The sequence below is a fragment of the Hafnia sp. CBA7124 genome (assembly GCF_002355555.1).
Lineage (GTDB): Bacteria > Pseudomonadota > Gammaproteobacteria > Enterobacterales > Enterobacteriaceae > Hafnia > Hafnia alvei.
Window position 1 is genome coordinate 4,352,316 of the sequence record NZ_AP017469.1, and the last position, 18,150, is coordinate 4,370,465.

General features: G+C 47.7%; 15 protein-coding genes. 6 read left to right on the top strand and 9 right to left on the bottom strand.

Annotation, left to right across the window (positions count from 1 at the left end):
- Positions 1-577 precede the first annotated feature (577 nt).
- The gene (locus tag CPY98_RS19765) at positions 578-1,474 is read right to left on the bottom strand and encodes a LysR family transcriptional regulator (RefSeq protein WP_096388787.1); all 897 of its coding nucleotides are present in this window, start codon (positions 1,472-1,474) and stop codon (positions 578-580) included.
- A gap of 556 nt (positions 1,475-2,030) precedes the next feature.
- Here CPY98_RS19765 and yhjD point away from each other — a divergent pair.
- Positions 2,031-3,014 (top strand): inner membrane protein YhjD, encoded by a 984-nt coding sequence (gene yhjD, locus CPY98_RS19770; RefSeq protein ID WP_025799495.1) that lies wholly within the window; start codon positions 2,031-2,033, stop codon positions 3,012-3,014.
- 64 nt (positions 3,015-3,078) lie between these two features.
- Here the strand turns inward: yhjD and CPY98_RS19775 are convergent, their stop codons facing one another.
- Entirely contained in the window at positions 3,079-3,972 is an 894-nt protein-coding gene (locus CPY98_RS19775) for a LysR family transcriptional regulator (protein WP_096388648.1), read from the bottom strand.
- Between the two features lie 153 nt (positions 3,973-4,125).
- Between CPY98_RS19775 and CPY98_RS19780 the strand changes: the two genes are divergently transcribed.
- The 3 genes from CPY98_RS19780 (at position 4,126) to CPY98_RS19790 (ending at position 6,870) form a co-directional block, all read left to right on the top strand.
- Positions 4,126-5,295 (top strand): MFS transporter, encoded by a 1,170-nt coding sequence (locus CPY98_RS19780; protein ID WP_025799500.1) that lies wholly within the window; start codon positions 4,126-4,128, stop codon positions 5,293-5,295.
- 43 nt (positions 5,296-5,338) lie between these two features.
- Entirely contained in the window at positions 5,339-6,115 is a 777-nt protein-coding gene (locus tag CPY98_RS19785; protein ID WP_231899474.1) for a CDP-diacylglycerol diphosphatase, read from the top strand.
- 104 nt (positions 6,116-6,219) lie between these two features.
- Positions 6,220-6,870, top strand: coding sequence for a DUF421 domain-containing protein (locus CPY98_RS19790; protein ID WP_025799504.1), 651 nt, complete (start codon positions 6,220-6,222; stop codon positions 6,868-6,870).
- Between the two features lie 41 nt (positions 6,871-6,911).
- Here CPY98_RS19790 and CPY98_RS19795 read toward each other — a convergent pair whose 3' ends face one another.
- From CPY98_RS19795 to pdeH, 4 genes are all read right to left on the bottom strand, one after another.
- Positions 6,912-7,160, bottom strand: a complete 249-nt coding sequence (locus CPY98_RS19795; protein WP_025799506.1) for a GlsB/YeaQ/YmgE family stress response membrane protein — start codon at positions 7,158-7,160, stop codon at positions 6,912-6,914.
- Positions 7,161-7,226: 66 nt separating this feature from the next.
- The gene (locus CPY98_RS19800) at positions 7,227-7,739 is read right to left on the bottom strand and encodes an E3 ubiquitin--protein ligase (protein ID WP_043489706.1); all 513 of its coding nucleotides are present in this window, start codon (positions 7,737-7,739) and stop codon (positions 7,227-7,229) included.
- 114 nt (positions 7,740-7,853) lie between these two features.
- The gene (locus CPY98_RS19805) at positions 7,854-9,905 is read right to left on the bottom strand and encodes an AsmA family protein (protein WP_046448867.1); all 2,052 of its coding nucleotides are present in this window, start codon (positions 9,903-9,905) and stop codon (positions 7,854-7,856) included.
- A gap of 114 nt (positions 9,906-10,019) precedes the next feature.
- Entirely contained in the window at positions 10,020-10,802 is a 783-nt protein-coding gene (gene pdeH / locus CPY98_RS19810; RefSeq protein ID WP_046448868.1) for a cyclic-guanylate-specific phosphodiesterase, read from the bottom strand.
- A 237-nt stretch (positions 10,803-11,039) separates the two neighbouring features.
- Between pdeH and CPY98_RS19815 the strand changes: the two genes are divergently transcribed.
- Positions 11,040-11,240: a 2-hydroxymuconate tautomerase family protein gene (locus CPY98_RS19815; protein WP_025799514.1), complete on the top strand. Its 201-nt coding sequence runs from the start codon at positions 11,040-11,042 to the stop codon at positions 11,238-11,240.
- A 188-nt stretch (positions 11,241-11,428) separates the two neighbouring features.
- Positions 11,429-12,376, top strand: coding sequence for a sugar kinase (locus tag CPY98_RS19820; protein WP_043489642.1), 948 nt, complete (start codon positions 11,429-11,431; stop codon positions 12,374-12,376).
- 74 nt (positions 12,377-12,450) lie between these two features.
- On the opposite strand, the gene CPY98_RS19825 is transcribed toward CPY98_RS19820, so the two are convergent.
- The 3 genes from CPY98_RS19825 to hmsP form a co-directional block, all read right to left on the bottom strand.
- Positions 12,451-13,989: a pitrilysin family protein gene (locus CPY98_RS19825; RefSeq protein ID WP_025799518.1), complete on the bottom strand. Its 1,539-nt coding sequence runs from the start codon at positions 13,987-13,989 to the stop codon at positions 12,451-12,453.
- Between the two features lie 353 nt (positions 13,990-14,342).
- Positions 14,343-15,626 (bottom strand): dicarboxylate/amino acid:cation symporter, encoded by a 1,284-nt coding sequence (locus tag CPY98_RS19830; protein ID WP_025799519.1) that lies wholly within the window; start codon positions 15,624-15,626, stop codon positions 14,343-14,345.
- A 293-nt stretch (positions 15,627-15,919) separates the two neighbouring features.
- Positions 15,920-17,929, bottom strand: a complete 2,010-nt coding sequence (gene hmsP, locus CPY98_RS19835) for a biofilm formation regulator HmsP (RefSeq protein ID WP_204354938.1) — start codon at positions 17,927-17,929, stop codon at positions 15,920-15,922.
- Between the last annotated feature and the right edge of the window lie 221 nt (positions 17,930-18,150).

Genomic DNA, 18,150 nt, shown 5'->3' on the forward strand with positions numbered 1-18,150 from the left:
GCCTTTCATCCCGTTACGTTTATTCAATCAAACGTAAACAGATAGAAAGTAAAGTGCATCGTAATTTAGGGAGGACTAATAACCAAGACATCCTCAATGCAGAATAACAGCAAGCTGAATATGATTCGGTATATCTTGGGTACAAGTTAGGCAGAAAGAAGACTCTTAACAATAACCGTGGGCGGAAATGCCTTTTGCACAAAACGAAATGTAGTCTTTTTGTGTCTGTCATGTAGGTGAACGAAAGCAAAAATCAGATTAAGAATATAGAAAAAATCATTTAATTTCATTTAGTTATTGAATTCTTTTAACATATGTTTGTTTTTTGATAGCTTTGAGACTATTCACAGCACAACTTCAGTTATGCTACCTAGATCACAAAAAAAGCACTAAATGTTCAGAGTAAAACATCTATAGATATGCGATATTTTGCTTGCTAAACGCTAATAGTTCTCTATTGAAGAAATAAAAATGGATAACACTTTAGTTATCCATTTTTATATATGAACGAATAAATGTAATTTTAAGCAGAAAAAAGAATTTATAGGAATTAACTATCAGTTAATTCCTATTGTTTTTATTCGTGTAAAGCCCCAGCCTTAATTTTATTAATCAGGTTAACGATATTAACGTCCGTCGCTCTGCTCTTATGATAATGGGCATAAATGGTTCCCATCGGCTTCGCGTGCGGGAATTCGAGAACCTGCACATCAACCAATTTTTCAAATTCACGCGCAAAAGGTTGGCCACAAATCAGAATATAGTCTGTAGTAGCCGTCATCATCATCAAATTGAGTACCGAGGTGCTCGAGTAAATAGGCGCTTTGTTATGCGGATTCAGCACAATGTTATCTTCAAACAAAGATGGCCACATCGTTGGGCTTAAATACTCTTCCCGCTCAAGCTCCTGTAAGTTAAATCCGGCTTTAATTCGCGGGTGATCCTTGCGGCACATTACCACTGGCACCAGATCGAAAAGCGGCACATTGGTTATCATCCAATCTGCATATTTTTGCGGTGTAAAGCTAATGTCGATTTTGCGGGTACGTAGCCGAGTGATGTCTTTGGTCAAATCACCGTCATGGGTTTCATTCGTTAGGGCGACGTCGTCAAAAGGATACCCTTGATGCTGCAATATGCTCGTCAGGTAATATTCAAGCATCGGGGACAAACTCAGCTTTAAACGCGTCTGACGATTATCACCATTGAGCAGAGTGGTCGAAACACTCACCGCGCTCTGAATACTATTCAGAGCCAGCGCTAAATTGGGCGTAATGTTATAGGCCAGAGCGGTGGGTTCTAATCCTTTCTTCGTACGAATAAAAAGCGGATCGTTAAAACTATCACGCATTTTCTTGAGGGCACGACTAACCGACGCCGTTGAACTATTCAGCAGCTCTGCCGCTAAGGTGACACTGCGTGTATCCATCACCGTAAGAAAAATTCGGATAACGCTAACATCAATATCGAGCATGCCTTTACCTTGAATCGTTAGCTGAGGACGAATATAAATCAAAAACTATTTCCTATTCGTCTATACCCTAAATAATTTAAGTTGCTTGAAGGCTGCAAACCGGTAAATTCTTGTCGGCTCACCCAAGCCTGTGAATTGGTTGATTATGCATGGCCAACACACCTCTTACTAAGAGTTGAAAAATAGTAATTGAACGGTCTAATTATGCCATAACATACTGAATTGCACTCATTAAATAAAAAACCTGCCTCACAGATTCTTTGTTTAATTTTTAGCTTACCCCCGATATTACTCTCTATTTTTTCGTCATATTATGCAATCTATGTCGTAATTTACTCAGTTCGAGTTAAATTAGCAGAATATTCTTAATACTCCCGGCTTAATGACGAAAAAAATGGCATTAAAAGCCATCAGAAAATATTTATTAACCTAGATTTTCTCTTCACCTATTTTGCCTTACAGCTCGACTCTGCTAGGATCTAGATTATTCGCCCATCCTGACGTGAGAAATTAAGCGCCTGAATTTGCCTATGTTCCCAAACGCAGACAGGTGAAAATGCTTATGCCAAAAGAATTAGACCACAAAAGCAGTAAAGCAACCGTCACCACCCAAGTGGTGAAAACGCTGGATAAAGCCAATGGCGTCATGGACTGGTTCAAAGCCATTCCCAGCGTGGCCCATGTTATCCGCGCAGTTGATCGTTTTAATGACCGACTGGGCAGTCAGTTCGGTGCAGCGATTACCTACTTTTCGTTTTTATCTCTTATCCCTATTTTGATGGTGTCGTTTGCCGCCGTCGGTTTTGTACTTGCCTCAAATCCCGATTTGCTTACTGAACTGATTAACAAAATAGTCAGCAGTATCAGCGATCCAAATTTAGCAACGACCCTGAAAAATACCGTGAATACCGCCATCCAGCAGCGCACCACCGTGGGATTAACCGGTTTAGCCATTGCGCTCTATTCAGGCATTAGTTGGATGGGAAATCTGCGTGAGGCGATTCGCGCGCAGTCTCGAGAGGTTTGGGAGCGCAATCCACAGGATCAGGAAAAATTCTACTTTCGCTACCTGCGCGATTTTATCTCGCTTACGGGTCTAGTGATTGCGTTAATCGTTTCACTTTCGTTTACGTCTATCGCCGGTGCCGCGCAGGCTTCTATTGTTCGCGCCTTAGGTTTAGACGGCATTGAATGGTTACGCCCCGTGATGACGGCAATTGCGCTGTCTATTTCGATCATGGCTAACTATCTGTTGTTTCTTTGGATTTTCTTAGTATTGCCGCGTCATAAGCCAAAGAAAAAAGCCTTGCTGCGTGGAACCTTAATTGCGGCTATTGGCTTTGAAGTGATTAAATTTGTGATGACGTGGACATTGCCTAGCCTTGCACGCTCACCTTCCGGTGCGGCGTTTGGCTCGGTCATTGGTCTGATGGCTTTCTTCTATTTCTTCGCCCGCTTAACGCTATTTTGCGCCGCGTGGATTGCCACCGCCAACTATGACGGCGACACCACCGTAGAACGCAAAAATCCACAGCCATAAGTTATTCCACGCCAAGCTTCCCTGTGCAAAGAGGGGAAGCTTGGCAGATATCTTTACCACTCAGTCACTTGTGCAGCGGATATCTCTCCGCCAAAAAATCCAGAAAACAGCGAATACGTGCCGAAAGCTGACTATTTCGATAATACACCGCATGAATTGACTGATATGTCTCCAAGGTGTGCTCGGCCAGCACCTGCACCAAACGCCCTTCAGCAATATCCTGATGCGTCATAAAATCAGAAAGACATACAATTCCCCGCCCGTTTATCGCCAAATGACGCAGCGTTTCACCGCTAGAAGCCGCAATGTTAGGCGTAACGGAAAATGTCGCGCACTGGCTCTGCTTAAGCGGCCACTGGTTAAGCGATTGTGGCTGGGTAAAGCCTAACAGCCGATGTTCACTCAGTTCTTCTACCCGCTCTGGGGTACCAAATTTTTGCAGGTATTCCGGCGCAGCCAGCACCTTCAATCCCGAACGCCCAATAGGACGCGCGTGCAGACTTGAGTCTTGCAGAGTCCCAATGCGGATCGCCACATCGGTGCGCTGTTCCAGCAAATCGATAATTTGGTCGCTGGTATTGAGTTCCAGATCAATCTCTGGAAACTGCGCAGTGAAGGCTTCAATCAGCGGAACCACCACATGCAGCATAAACGGCGATGCGGCGTTTATGCGCAGACGACCAGCCGGACGATGCCGCTGCAAGGCCAACTGCTCTTCTGCTTCTTCAATCGCTTCGAGAATAGCGCGTGCGCGATCGAGAAAAATTCGCCCTTCTTCGGTTAAATCAATGCGCCGCGTGGTGCGGTTAAGCAGCGTGGTTTCTAGCTTTTGTTCTAAACGCCCTAGCGCACGGCTAATACCGCTGGGCGTTTGACCTAACTGCTCTGCGGCGCCGGTCAGGCTTCCCGCATCGACAACGGCGACAAAAGCCACCAGCTCTTCGGTTGTTGTTTTCATTGTTGCTCACCAATCAATTATCTTGTGAGTATAGACCTATTTTTCTGCAAAAATAATCCGTGCAAACTCAGCGCCATCAATTATTCATACCCAAGAGATTTCAAACCCCGCTGTCTGTGGCTTGAAAGATGAAGAGGATAGGAGTTTGCAGTTATGCCATTAGCTCTGTTTGCACTGACCATCAGTGCGTTTGCCATCGGCACCACGGAGTTTGTTATCGTGGGCCTGATCCCAACTATCGCCGCAGATTTGCAGGTTTCCCTGCCGTCTGCTGGCCTGCTTGTGAGTTTATATGCGCTCGGCGTTGCCATCGGCGCACCGGTGCTCACCGCGTTAACCGGCCGTATGCCGCGTAAAACGCTGCTGATTGGCCTGATGGTGCTGTTTACCCTCGGTAACCTGTTAGCGTGGAAAGCGCCCGGCTATATGTCGCTGATGACCGCTCGCGTGCTGACCGGCTTAGCCCACGGGGTCTTTTTCTCCATCGGTTCTACGCTGGCCACCAGCCTAGTGCCGAAAGAAAAAGCCGCCAGCGCCATCGCGATTATGTTCACCGGTTTAACCGTGGCCCTAGTCACCGGCGTACCTTTAGGGACGTTCATTGGCCAACATTTTGGCTGGCATGAAACCTTCTTGGCGGTTTCGCTGCTGGGGATTATTGCCCTTATCGGTAGCCTGATTTTCGTGCCTAACGGTTTAAAACATACGCCACCGGCTTCCATCGCTCGTCAGTTGACCATCTTGAAACAGCCACGCTTGTTGATGGTCTACGCTAAAACCGCATTGGGCTACGGCGGTAACTTTGTGGTCTTCACTTTCCTTGCGCCTATTTTGCAGCAGGTCAGTGGATTTAGCGCCAGCGCCGTAACGTGGGTAATGCTGATTTACGGAGTATCTGTGGCAGCAGGTAACCTGTGGGGTGGACGCTTAGCCGACCGTATGGGCCCAATTAAAGCACTACAAATTATTTTCTTACTGTTAGCCGCCGTACTTGCCGTGTTTAGCTTCACCGCACACAGCCCAGTGCTGGCCTTGATTACCGTATTGTTCTGGGGTGCAGTCGCCTTTGGTAACGTCCCTGGTTTGCAGGTTTATGTGGTGCAACAGGCAGAACGCTATGCCCCTCACGCCGTTGACGTCGCTTCTGGTTTGAACATCGCAGCCTTTAACCTCGGCATCGCCGGTGGTGCATGGGTCGGCGGTATGATCGTTGAGAACTATGGCCTGATGGTGACACCGTGGGTTGGTGCAATCGTAGTCTTACTGGCATTTGGTATGACTCGTTGGAGCGGCGCATTAGACAAACGTGCATGTGCTCAGTAAGGTAAGCGTCCTTTAGACCACTTTATTGGGAAGTTTGGTAATGATGAGATTTCAGCGCAAAACAGGATTCATCGTACTACTTGTTATTGTGCTCCTCGTCATTACCGGCTTCTTCTTCCTTCAGCCCTCGCATCCCGATGCTCTGTGGAAAATTGTCAGCCAACAGTGTGTACCGCATCAACAACAACGACAAAACCCAAGTCCCTGTGCCGAGGTCAACCTTGCACAGAGATTTGTGGTATTTAAAGACCGCAACGGCCCCCTGCAATATCTATTGATGCCAACCGCCAAGGTTACAGGCATTGAATCACCCCTCTTGTTAAACCCACAGCAACCCAATTATTTTGCCGCCGCATGGCAACAGCGCGATTGGCTGTCAAAGCGTTATGGCAAACCTGTGCCGGATGACCTGCTGTCATTCACCATTAATTCTGAATATGGTCGAATGCAAAATCAGCTGCATATCCATATGTCGTGCACTAAACCCAAGGTACTTGCGCGGATTACATCTTTGGCGCCCTCACTATCATCACAATGGCAGCCGGTACAGATTGGGATCAATCACCACAGCTACTGGGCGCGAACGCTCGACAGAAACTCTCTGGGAAAAAACAGCCCGTTCATTCTGTTAGCCGAAGGCTTACCACAGGCGCGGGAAAACATGGGAGCGTTTGGATTGGCATTGCTCCCCACTGCTGAGGGCAACTTTGTGCTGTTAGCCACCCAGCGTGAATGGTGGCGATTGAACTTAGCATCGATTGAAGAAATACAAGATCACAGCTGTGCAAACCTTGCCGCTCGCGTAAAAAACTCTCAATAAATTTAAGCCTAACCTCAAGCTCTCTTGTATAAAAAGAGAGCTTCTGTTTTTATGATTAAGAAATATAAAGATAATCTTATTGTTTTGATCGCTTGGGAGGGCGTATGGAATACTACGGATACGTTTTGGTGAAGTTTATTTTGGGATTCGCCATTGTGATTACGCATCTGAATTTTTCAGGTAAAACTCAGCTATCGCAAATGACACCGGTCGATTTTATCGGCAACTTTGTACTAGGTGGCATTATTGGCGGCGTTATCTACAGCGATGCTATTCCTCTTTATCAATACATTATCGTGCTGCTCATCGGCGTAGGTTTAATCTCATTGCTGAATGCAATCAGTAAGCATGTCTATTTCTTTCGTTCAGTCACCATCGGCGATCCCATTCCTATCATTAAAAAAGGGCGTTTTCTGATGGAGAATATCCTGACTAAGAAAAACAAAATCGATATTTTAAACGTGTCATCGCAGCTACATGCTCAAGGTATTCATTCGTTCCAAGAAATCAACTATGCCCAAATAGAGCCAAGCGGACAGCTTACCGTCGTATGTGAAGGGGCTCAGATGCCGTCGATCATTCTCATGAAAGATGGGCGTTTACGCTCTTATGAGCTCAACCAAATAGAAAAAGACGAAGCATGGATGGAGCAAGAACTAGAACGCTGCGGTATCAAAGCTGAAGATGTCTTTATCGCGGAATTTTGGGACGGAAAACTGATGTTTATTCTTCGTGATGGCGAAATCGTTCGTTAACCCATAAAACATCGGGGCGGAAATCCGCCCCGAGATTACATCTAGCTGCGGATCTTACGGTAGATAAACAACACCACCAGAGCACCAATAACGGCAACGATAAAACTGCCGAAATTAAAGCCATCGACTCGACCGTAGCCAAAGAAGGTGCTGATATAACCACCAACAACGGCACCCACAACCCCAAGGATCACGGTAACAATAAACCCACCGCCGTCTTTCCCCGGCATAATCCATTTAGCCAGAATACCGGCAATAAGCCCGAAAATAATCCACGAAAGGATACCCATACACTCCCCCTAAATTTACTGATTAAAAATAATCTTACCCACACCTAAATTATAGTGCGCCTTACGCTACGGATTGGCATTTGTCTTTGGCGTTTCATTTGACGCTGGAGCTACACCATTCTGAGCCGGTGGGTTTTGCTTCATGCTGTCTTTAATCGCCTGAGTTTTGGTTTGAGCATCGGCGGAAAGATCGTTCGCACCGCTGATGGCGCTCTCTTTAATCGTCTTAGCCTGATCGATTATTTGATCGCTCTGCTGCTTGGCCTGCTGCTCTATGGATTTGGCCTTAGCTTTCGCATCATCCGTAAGGGCATCGGCGCGTTTTTCGGCCTCACTTTTAATCGCTTTAGCTTTATCGCTGAGTTGATCGGCCTGCACATCCGCTTCTTTCTTCAGCTCATTGGCTTTTTGCTTAGCGGCATCGGTAATTTGATCGGCTTTATTATCCGCAGCGTCTTTAATTTGTTCCGCGTTGTCTTTCGCTTTATCAAGATTGGCATCAACTTTAGTGGAATCGTCACAGCCCGCGACAACCAACCCAATAAAAGAAGCTAACAGGACTTTATTCCATACTTTCATCATCCGTTTTCCTTGATATCTGTGTGTATTAAAAATGAACAACACAATCATGTTGTTACACCCAGAAAGCATAGTACAAATTCTCTGCCTCGCCAGTAATGGCGAGGCGATTGGCTATTTTTTCATCCCTTTCAGCATGCCGCCGCACTGGTTAGAGTCCACATCACTAGGGGAAATCAGCGCCAGCAAAGCTGCTGCGGGGGCAACCACAGCACCAAGCGCCACGGCAGCAACGCCGCGCGCAATCAGCGGCCCAGCTTTAACGCCCGCATCAGGGTGCTTGAATGTGCCCTTCACATACAATGGCGAACGCAAGGTCAGAACCCGCATGCCTTTGCTTTCAGGATCGACAGACAAATCCATACGTTCGGTAGCCAAATTGACGTTACCCGAAATATTGATCACCGCATTTTCGGTATCGAACACAAACAGGCGAGTCGCGGCTAAACCATTTTTAATGCCGATATCCGCTGCCGCGCAGTTGATCTTCACCTCATCATCACCAAACAGCTTACCAACCAGATAATTACCCACGTTCAGGCCCGCAATTTCCATCAGGTTGCGACTTATCACACCATCGTTGATTAGGAGACGTACATCACCGTTGCTGGTAGCCAGCAAGTCAGCCACCGAGTTGCCCGTACCGCTGATTTTGGCATCGCCGTTGAGCTGTCCTAAGCTACGGCGCATCGACTCAACGTTAGGCAATAGCTTTTGTAACTGGAAACCACGCGCATGCAGATCCGCCATACCGCGCATTGGCGTGCGTTGTCCTTCCAAGCGAATTGTCGAATTCAAATTACCGCCAGCCACGCCAAAACGCAGCGGATCCATTAACAACGTGCCATTGTTGAGCACCAAATGGGTGTAAAGATCGCTAAGCGGCAGAGATTCGCCGTGTTCAATCCGTTTAGCGGTAAATTTAACGTCGGCATCCATCGTCGACCACTGCTTAGTATCAAATTTATCTGCGGGTAAAACCTTGTCAGACGGCTGTGTGGCTTTATCACCACGGTTCACCTTTTCCTGATTGGAATCAGCACCGATCAGCGGCGCTAAATCAGCAAAACGGAGCTGGTTAGACACCAGTTCACCGTTCAGTGAAGGACGTGGCTTGCTCACTTGATAGCTAAGGCTACCGTGAATATCACTATCGCCAATTTTACCGTTAAAGTTTTGATAGCGATAAATCGCGCCTTTAGCGCGTTTAAGCTCGGCGCTTAAATGGCCATCGGTGGAATAAGGCGGGGTATCAGGTAACACGATTCCAGTCAGTTTATGCAGCTGACTTAAGCTCTGGCCGGAGAACTGTAATCGCAGATCCAGCGCACCTAAATTCAGTGGATCGCTGAGCGTACCGGCAACCGCAACTCGGGTTTTGCCTGAACGCACATCGGCCTGTAGTGGAAATAAACCATCAGGATCGCGCAGCGCCAGCATGCCGCCAATCTTGCCGCTACCTGAGAGCGATTCGCCGTTATATGTTCCATCGACTTTCCAGCCAAAAACATAATCAGGTGCTTTTTTACCAGCGACTTTTTTCGCCGCACCGCTGTTTCCCATCACCTCCCTAAACGGCAACGGTTTCCCCAACGGATCGACGGTGGCTTTAAATTTTGCATGAGCGATCGCATCGTCATAGGCGATCACACCCTGATCAAACACGATGTCATCGATCTTAAAAGACCACGCAGACTTTTGATCTTTGGCTTGATCGTCCGTTGATGAATTAGCGAGTTCAAACGTCCAGTTATTCTTACCATTCGCGAGCCTACGCAGTGAAGCATCTGGCTGTTTGAGTTTAATGCGGGGGATATAAACCTGTTTGCCGAGTAGCGCTAGCGGGGCGAGGCTGGCATCAACCCGTTCCAACGTAACCATCGAGACCGCGGGGATCTCCGGTGGATTGCCGAGCACAATATCTTCAGCGTGAATATGCGGCCAAGGCACCCAAGAATGCCAGCCCGTTTCATCAGTCGGGCGTGCCCAATCCACGCCAAGATCGCCTCGAATAGCGAACGGCCGATTAAGTTCTGTAGAGACTTTCTTATTGATCGTCGGCTTGAGGCGGTTCCAATCAAAGGTCATTACAAAGACAACGATCCCAACGATCAATACCACTAAGATCCCTGCTAACCAGCTAAATGCTTTTCCTGTTCTGGTCATGGCATATCCTAAATATTTAATCTAATTGATGATGTTTCCCACACATAACCATAGGTTAAATATTAAAGATATGCCCGTTTACGGGCAAAACAGAAGGCTTGCTACCCGTAAAAACTATTCGCGAAAGAACGTGGGTAATTGATGCAGAGAGTCGAACCGATTCGGACGTGAGAGGTAGAAACCCTGCGCAGCACAGGCCTCTGAACGTTTTACTAACATCCATTCCTGAGGGGTTTCAACACCCTCGACAATAACACCTTTGGTATAACGGCTCATCAGCGCCACTAATGCATAAAACAGCCTAACACCCTCATGGCTTTCGCGTAAAAACGAGAACAGCGCACGATCGAGTTTGACGAACTCATAGCGGCACTCCATCAGCGAAGAGAAATTTGCTAACCCGCTGCCGAAATCATCAAGCCATAAACGATGCACATCTTCTAGCGACTGAATGGGGATAGTCAGCGCCGCATACGCATGTTCAACCATTTCAAAGCGCAAATAGGGCATACTTTCCAGCAGATTACGTGCTTCTGGCAATAGCTGAATAGACTGCAGAGTTTGTCCATCAACGTTCACAGATACCAACAAATCGCGCTGCTGAATAAAGCTATGCCAATGCTGAATCAGTCTAAGCTGTTCCAGCACCACATCTTCACGCAGATCCTGTGAGATTTGCTCGAAATAATCTTCAGGCGATAAGCGGCAATCAGGATTATCAGGGTGGTAAACCGCTGTCAGCAATTCAATCGCTAACGGCACACCGCTGGTACAGTAAATAGGCTGGAAGGTATAGCTTCTCTGGCACTGGCTCCAGAAATTTCGCTCGCGGGTAGGCTCCAGTGCGGGCAACGTGGGCATAATCCACCCCGCCTCGATTGTCTTGCCAATTTTCATGTATCCACCATCCGCATACATCATGTGAGAACCACTTTCGTTGCCCTGACGGACAATGAACAAAATCAGTTATCGGCAAGGATCCTTAAATCTTTATAGCCAAAATAATTCAAGTGACTTGAATACGGCTAACGAATCAGCGGTAACCAAATAGCGGAGCTTGGCAAATGAGCTACGCTATTAATTCGTTTTATGGGAATTTATTAGCCTATTTTTTTACACCAATGGAGTATCAAAATGCCTTTCGTTAATATCAAAATCACTCGTGAAGGTGCCACTACCGAACAAAAAGAAGCACTGATTGCCGGTGTCACACAGTTACTGGTCGATACGATGGGGAAAAACCCAGCCACCACCGTGGTTATCATTGAGGAAGTCGAAACCGATAACTGGGGAATTGGCGGAAAAAGCGTGACCGAGCTGCGCAAGAAAAAGTAGCGCCTAGATAGCAAGATCGAAAACTATCGGTTCACCGTGAGATGAGGCATTCAACCACGAATGCCCCTTTTTTAGATCCACATCATATAAAAATAGAACACTGTTTTATTTATATTGACGCTGAGTTTTCCAACGGGGAAACTAAGATAACTGCGTTTTTACGACCTCAATAAAACAGGCTTTCCTTCATGACCATTGCTTCCCATTCCAATGCAAAAATTGCCGTTATCGGCGAATGTATGATTGAACTGTCGCAAAAAGGTGCGGATCTTTCCCGTGGCTTTGGTGGCGACACGCTGAATACCTCGGTTTATCTTTCACGTCAGGTGCCTGAAAATGAACTGGCCGTGCACTATGTCACCGCGTTAGGTACCGATACGTTCAGCAACGAAATGTTGGATGCGTGGCAGCGTGAAGGGGTAAAAACAGAGTTAACCCAGCGCTTGGATAACAAACTTCCCGGCCTCTATTTTATTGAAACTGATGCCAGCGGCGAGCGTACCTTTTACTACTGGCGCAACGATGCCGCTGCGCGCTATTGGCTAGACGGCGAAAACGCCGATGCGATTTGTGACCAATTAGCCCAGTTTGATTATCTCTATCTCAGCGGAATTAGCCTCGCGATCCTCAACGACAATAGTCGTGAGCGCTTACTCACTTTATTAAAACGCTGTCGCGCCAACGGGGGCAAAGTTATTTTTGATAATAACTACCGTCCACGTCTGTGGCAGAACATCGAACAAACACAAGCAGCCTATACCGCCATGCTTGCCTGCACCGATATCGCCTTTTTAACGCTGGATGATGAGGATCTGCTATGGGGTCAAAAACCTGCAGATGAGGTCATTGCACGCACTCACGCGCTAGGCGTGAGCGAAGTGGTGATTAAGCGCGGTGCTGATTCTTGTATGGTCTCAGTCGACGGGCAAACCGTAGATGTACCTGCGGTTAAACTACCCAAAGAAAAAGTGGTTGATACCACTGCCGCAGGTGACTCATTCAGCGCCGGTTATTTATCAGTCCGCCTACTTGGTGGAACACCAACCGCATCGGCACAGCGCGGACATCAAACCGCTAGCACCGTCATCCAGTACCGTGGTGCTATCATCCCGCAGGAAGCAATGCCTCGCCAATAATCTTTCGATGTCCCATCCTTCCCCTTTATAAGGAAAAGGATGGGAAATCATACCTTTAACAGTCTTCCTGAAATCTATTGGGCTGAAGTTGGCTCTTCTTTTGCCGCCGGATCCGCCTGTGGTGCAGTAGCGGAAGATGACGCATCTTCTGGCACTGCATCAGTGGCCGCCGAGGCATCTTCCATGTTCAGCCCCATGGTATTGTTGTAGACGTCACGTAACGCCTTCACGTTTTCCTCAGGTTCACCGCGTGGCTGGCGCAAGATCAAGGTGGGTTCACGAGAAAGCTGGTTATGCAGCTCCTGATTCAAATCATCCAGAGACAGCGTTGCCAAGAAACTCTGACGCAGCTTTTGGTAGGTTTCAGGAGAAATATCCACTACACCGCTTTGCTGCGAACGCAAACGCTGGCTCATCAGAACATCGGTGTCCGTACGCGCATAAGTCGCAAACAGCTTGGTTAGCTGATCTTTCTTCTGCGCAATCATGGTGTCGAATTCTTGCTGCGTAACGCCGTCATCATGCACCGCCGACATTTCCGTAGCGATAAAGCTCAGGGCCTTATTCAGGTTGGCCTGCGTAGTTGACAGATGGATGGCGCACTGAGAACGCTGATATTGTACCTGACAATCAAACATCAGATTGACCGACCCTTTCAGATCGCTGTTTGCCAACACCTGCTGTAAATGGCTGAACAGCGCTTCGCGAGCAAAATCACTTTTCCAGTAACGCTGAAGAACCTGAGAATCACGGATTGGCTGCCAAGGCACATCCCACGTGATCGACAGCGTATCCTGCTGCGCATTCTCGGCAATCAGGTTAATTGGCGTAGTCGGCAGCGGAGCCAGCGTTGGTAAGGTGGCTGGCGTTTCACGCTTGCCTTTCAAATCGGCAAAAGCCTTGTTGATCTGCTCGCTCAGAGAGCGGGAATCAACGTTACCAACCACGTAAAGCGTCATGGCGTCTGGCGTATACCACTGCTGATAAAACGCCTTCAGCTGTTGAGTATCTACCGGACGATTTGGTCCCTGGCCAGGCTCATGCCCAAGCATCGTTGAGCCTTTAAGACGAAGGCGCCATAGCGGATCGTTGGCGTCAGAAGGCAGCGTCGCCACCAAATTTTCCGGCGATTGCAGGGCGCTAATCACCGTATTGCTATCAATATTCAGCTTGCCGGCGGTATTCGCCAGCCACTGCAACGCTTCTTTCAGCAGCTCAGGGCGGTTATTCGGCAAGCTTAAATTGTATGCGGTGTAATCATAAGAGCTCACCGCCGGAGGTAACGGGCGCTGAGGGTCGATACTCTGCTGCCAGAACGATTGGAGCTGGCTCGCAGTAAAGTTATCGCTATGCGTTAATGCTAAACGCGGTAACAGATGGGCAAAACCCACCTGCTGATTTGACTCTACAAGTGAGCCAGTGCTCACTATCATACGCAACTCAATCCGATCGGATGGGCGCTGTGGTGTGGCTAACAACTGCCATGAAAAACCATTATCCAGTTTTCCTTCCTGCCACGCGGGATCGGGCTGTAGTGCTTCAGAATGCACAGAGCTGCTGGCCGCTGCCAACAACAATCCACCAACCATGAGCCGAATTTTGGTGCCTTGCATGTGAACCCCTACTAAATACTGACAAAAATGTGCGAATTCCCCTGAGGAAGATAACCCATCTGGCCTGTAAAAACGGCTAACTCAACGCGATGAGTCAAGCATCGATTTTTAGACCACAAGAGTGGGATTATGTCACCCGACAGAGAGAAAAAAAGTTCTAAACAACATCGACACCAAACAACAAAAGGCTCAGAAAGGTCGCAAGTTAGGATCGCTCGCGCATCTGAAACCGAAAGTATGACGAATGAGTTGTTGTAGAAATGAATGGGCACATTATAAAGATGCCCCCGCTCGCATCAAGCGAATGGGGGCAATCCGTCATGTTCGGTAACAAAAACCGAGGAATAGGAGGGTTATAGGGTCTGTGTTTGGGCTGCGTTGCGGTCTTTTTTACCTAAAACCGCTTTCATTTGTTTTTCATCCAACTGGCGAACACGCTTCGCAACCACAATTGTCGCCACGCCGTTACCAATCAGATTCGTCAACGCACGCGCTTCTGACATAAAGCGGTCAATACCAAGAATCAGCGCCAAACCCGCTACCGGTAGATGCCCTACCGCTGAAATGGTCGCTGCCAGAACGATGAACCCACTTCCGGTTACACCTGCGGCCCCCTTCGATGACAGCAATAGAACCACCAGCAAGGTAATTTGATGCCAGATATCCATGTGTGAGTTGGTTGCCTGCGCAATAAACACCGCCGCCATGGTCAGGTAAATCGAAGTGCCATCGAGGTTAAAGGAGTATCCGGTGGGTATTACTAACCCCACGACCGATTTCTTACAGCCTACTTTCTCCATCTTATCCAGCATGCGCGGCAGCGCAGATTCAGAGGAGGAAGTCCCTAATACAATCAGCAGTTCTTCTTTGATGTAGGCAATGAAGCGGAAGATACTGAATCCGGTGGCCTTGGCGATGGAACCCAACACAAACACCACAAACAGCACGCAGGTGATATAGAAGCAGATAATTAACTGCCCCAACTGCACCAGCGTTCCGACGCCGTATTTACCAATGGTAAAGGCCATCGCACCGAATGCACCGATTGGAGCCAGTTTCATAATCATGTTAATGATGCCGAAAATGACCTTCGAGAAGCTGTCGATGAAGTTAAACATCATCTGTCCTTTCTCGCCCAAATGATGCAGTGCAAAACCAAACATCACGGCAAACAGCAGAACCTGAAGGATATTCCCACTCGCAAAGGCACCAATGACGCTGCCTGGGATAATATCCATGATGAAGGCAACCAAGCCCTGTTGCGCTGCCTGATCGGCATAGACCGCCACCGCTTTGGCATCCAACGCGGCAGGATCGACGTTCATACCCGCGCCCGGCTGGACAATGTTCACGATCACCAAGCCAATAATCAGGGCAATAGTACTCACGACTTCAAAATAAAGCAGAGCAATTGCGCCGGTGCGGCCAACGGCCTTCATGCTTTCCATACCTGCAATCCCAGTTACCACCGTACAGAAGATAACTGGAGCAATAATCATTTTGATCAGTTTAACGAATCCGTCGCCCAGAGGTTTCATCTGTGCGCCGAGGTCAGGGTAGAAATGGCCTAGTAATATCCCCAGAGAAATAGCTAATAACACCTGGAAATAGAGGCTTTTAAAAAGGTTTTTTTTCATATTTATACACTTCCTTATCGGGTACGCACGCATCAGATACAACGCACTAAAGGCCGGGGTTACACTCGGTACAACCATCCTTTATGACTCTGTACTGCGTTGGACGCAAAATAACACCGGCGTAACAATATGGAAATGCAATGTTGTAATTAGTAACCAAATTTTATCATTTTTATGAGCTGAAACGCATCAAACCCGCAACGAAAAAAGGGTTATCACTACAAAGGGAAGGGATTTTTATGGAAGGATGGCCAGCGAACTGGCCATAATCAGTTGTTTACTAAGCGTAATCTTTAAATAAGAAAATACTTTCTCTCAAATTCTTCCTGCGGTAACGCAGGAGAGAACCAGTAGCCTTGCGCATAGTAGATACCGTGTTCAAGCAGCCACTCACATTGCATATGGGATTCAACACCCTCGGCTACTACGTCTAACGCCAGCACATCGGCAATGGACGCCACAATACGAACCAAAGCGTCATCGGCAGGGATCTGGTCGACAAAGTTTTTATCGATCTTAATAATGTCCACCGGCAGATGCTGCAAGTAGTTCAAGCCAGCGTAACCCATACCAAAATCATCTAAAGCAATCTTGATACCGATTTTGCGCAAACGCGCCAACATCTCTGCGGCCTGCTCCATATTGCTGATATAAGCCGTTTCCGTTACCTCAAGATGCAGCATGTGCGGATCGAGTTGGTACTCTCGCAACATTTTTTCCAGCAGCTCAACGTAACTGAGATTAGCAATCTGAATACCTGAAACGTTTAGCGAAATCGGTACGCCGATATTCTGCTTTTGCCAAGCCGACAGTATTTTCATCGACTCGCTAATCACCCATTCATCCAGCGCTTCTATGCCACCCACTTCTTCCGCCAACGGGATAAATTCAGAAGGTAAAGTCAGTTCGCCGTCTTTGCGATTCCAGCGGATCAGCGCTTCTGCACCTGCCAAACGCCCTGTACGCAAGTCAATCTGCGGTTGAAGATAAAGAGAGAAGTCGCCTTGGGTGAGCGCGTTCATAATTTCAGTTTCTTTGGTTAACCGCTCTTTAGCCTTGCGGGCCAGCCTCGGTTCAAAGAACAGGATTTGGTTTTTGCCTTCACGCATCGCCATATTCATAGCGGAACTTGCCTGACTCAAGAGAAGTTCAGCCTCTTTTTTGGCATCCATCGTCTCTTCAGCATTTGGCTGATAAAACGATATCCCAATGCTAGCCGTAGGCCGTAGCGCCAACGTTTCCAGATCAAGCTGCCGCGTAATGGAGTCCATCAGGTTTTTCGCCAAGAGCATCAGCGAATGCGGCCTTTCAACGTTACGCACCAGTACCACAAAGCGATCCTGATTAACCTGCGCCAGCATATCGGCTTCGCTCACACACTCATTCAACCGGCTCACTAATGACGCCAGTAACGCATCGCGCTGTGTGGTGTCCAATACCCCCATCGCCTCTTGCAATGTACTGATATTAATCACAACAATGCCGGAATTCTCTTTGCGGCAAACCAATAAATGCTGCTCCAGTAAAGGAACAAACAGCGTCATATTAGGCAAATTGGTCAGAGGATTGCGCGTAGACATGCGGCTCATCACCTGATGAGCTTTCTCTAACGCCTGCTGATTACGATTATAGTTGCGCACCAATAAGCCCAGCTCATCATCTCCGTGCGATGGAGGTGGCGTAAGCTGATGAAAATTAGGGGTATCAAGCGGCATGCTGCGCAATTCTTGCGCCAGCGCGCGCAACGGGTAGACCAATAGCCGATTCATACACCAACTGATGGCAACGGTAAGAATCAAGGCCAGCAAAAGATAGGTCGATACCATGGTAGACAGCGTCGACAAAATAAACTGATAAATGCGGAACGAATCGGCCTGTAAAACCAAGTAAGACGATGGCTGTCGCGCCGCGATATTGCGTTCAATGCCGTAAAGCGGCATTGAAACCTGAACGGGCAGATCGAAAATCTTCATCACCGCTTCAGGTACGGCTCGCTCTTGAGGAAAACGTCCTTTTAGCGCCTGAAGCTCATTGGGCAACATCACGTCGGCACGGCTCAGAATGCCGATCGGAACTAAACTATCGAGAATTTTTTGGGCTCTCACCGCGTCCATATTCAACATGGCTTCAGAAAGCGGCTCACGTACCGAATGGGCCAAATTCTCCAGTTGCTGGACGTAGTCCTCCTTACGCTGGTCCACAAAATGGAACAGCTGAATCACGACAAAAATACAAATCGTAATGAGCGCCACAACCGACACCATTGCCATTTGTTTGATCGTTAAGGAACGACTGACTCGCAAACTGTCTCTCCGATAACATCTAATTTAAACAATAAGAATCCAATACGTGGGGGATACTGTTAGCTAAACACCCCATTGACCCAGCCAGAGTATACTTGATCACATCTGTTTTTAACCCTTAAGCCGAATTCTTTCACAAACAATTACACGCATTTAAGCATAATCGGGTGACGTCGATGCATTTTGCACCATTTTTAACGCCAAATTGGACTCAGTTCAAT

Coding starts and splice junctions, on each gene's coding strand:
- CPY98_RS19765 (WP_096388787.1), bottom strand. CDS start 1,474: ATGCTCGATATTGATGTTAGCGTTATCCGAATTTTTCTTACGGTGATG.
- yhjD (WP_025799495.1), top strand. CDS start 2,031: ATGCTTATGCCAAAAGAATTAGACCACAAAAGCAGTAAAGCAACCGTC.
- CPY98_RS19775 (WP_096388648.1), bottom strand. CDS start 3,972: ATGAAAACAACAACCGAAGAGCTGGTGGCTTTTGTCGCCGTTGTCGAT.
- CPY98_RS19780 (WP_025799500.1), top strand. CDS start 4,126: ATGCCATTAGCTCTGTTTGCACTGACCATCAGTGCGTTTGCCATCGGC.
- CPY98_RS19785 (WP_231899474.1), top strand. CDS start 5,339: ATGAGATTTCAGCGCAAAACAGGATTCATCGTACTACTTGTTATTGTG.
- CPY98_RS19790 (WP_025799504.1), top strand. CDS start 6,220: ATGGAATACTACGGATACGTTTTGGTGAAGTTTATTTTGGGATTCGCC.
- CPY98_RS19795 (WP_025799506.1), bottom strand. CDS start 7,160: ATGGGTATCCTTTCGTGGATTATTTTCGGGCTTATTGCCGGTATTCTG.
- CPY98_RS19800 (WP_043489706.1), bottom strand. CDS start 7,739: ATGAAAGTATGGAATAAAGTCCTGTTAGCTTCTTTTATTGGGTTGGTT.
- CPY98_RS19805 (WP_046448867.1), bottom strand. CDS start 9,905: ATGACCAGAACAGGAAAAGCATTTAGCTGGTTAGCAGGGATCTTAGTG.
- pdeH (WP_046448868.1), bottom strand. CDS start 10,802: ATGAAAATTGGCAAGACAATCGAGGCGGGGTGGATTATGCCCACGTTG.
- CPY98_RS19815 (WP_025799514.1), top strand. CDS start 11,040: ATGCCTTTCGTTAATATCAAAATCACTCGTGAAGGTGCCACTACCGAA.
- CPY98_RS19820 (WP_043489642.1), top strand. CDS start 11,429: ATGACCATTGCTTCCCATTCCAATGCAAAAATTGCCGTTATCGGCGAA.
- CPY98_RS19825 (WP_025799518.1), bottom strand. CDS start 13,989: ATGCAAGGCACCAAAATTCGGCTCATGGTTGGTGGATTGTTGTTGGCA.
- CPY98_RS19830 (WP_025799519.1), bottom strand. CDS start 15,626: ATGAAAAAAAACCTTTTTAAAAGCCTCTATTTCCAGGTGTTATTAGCT.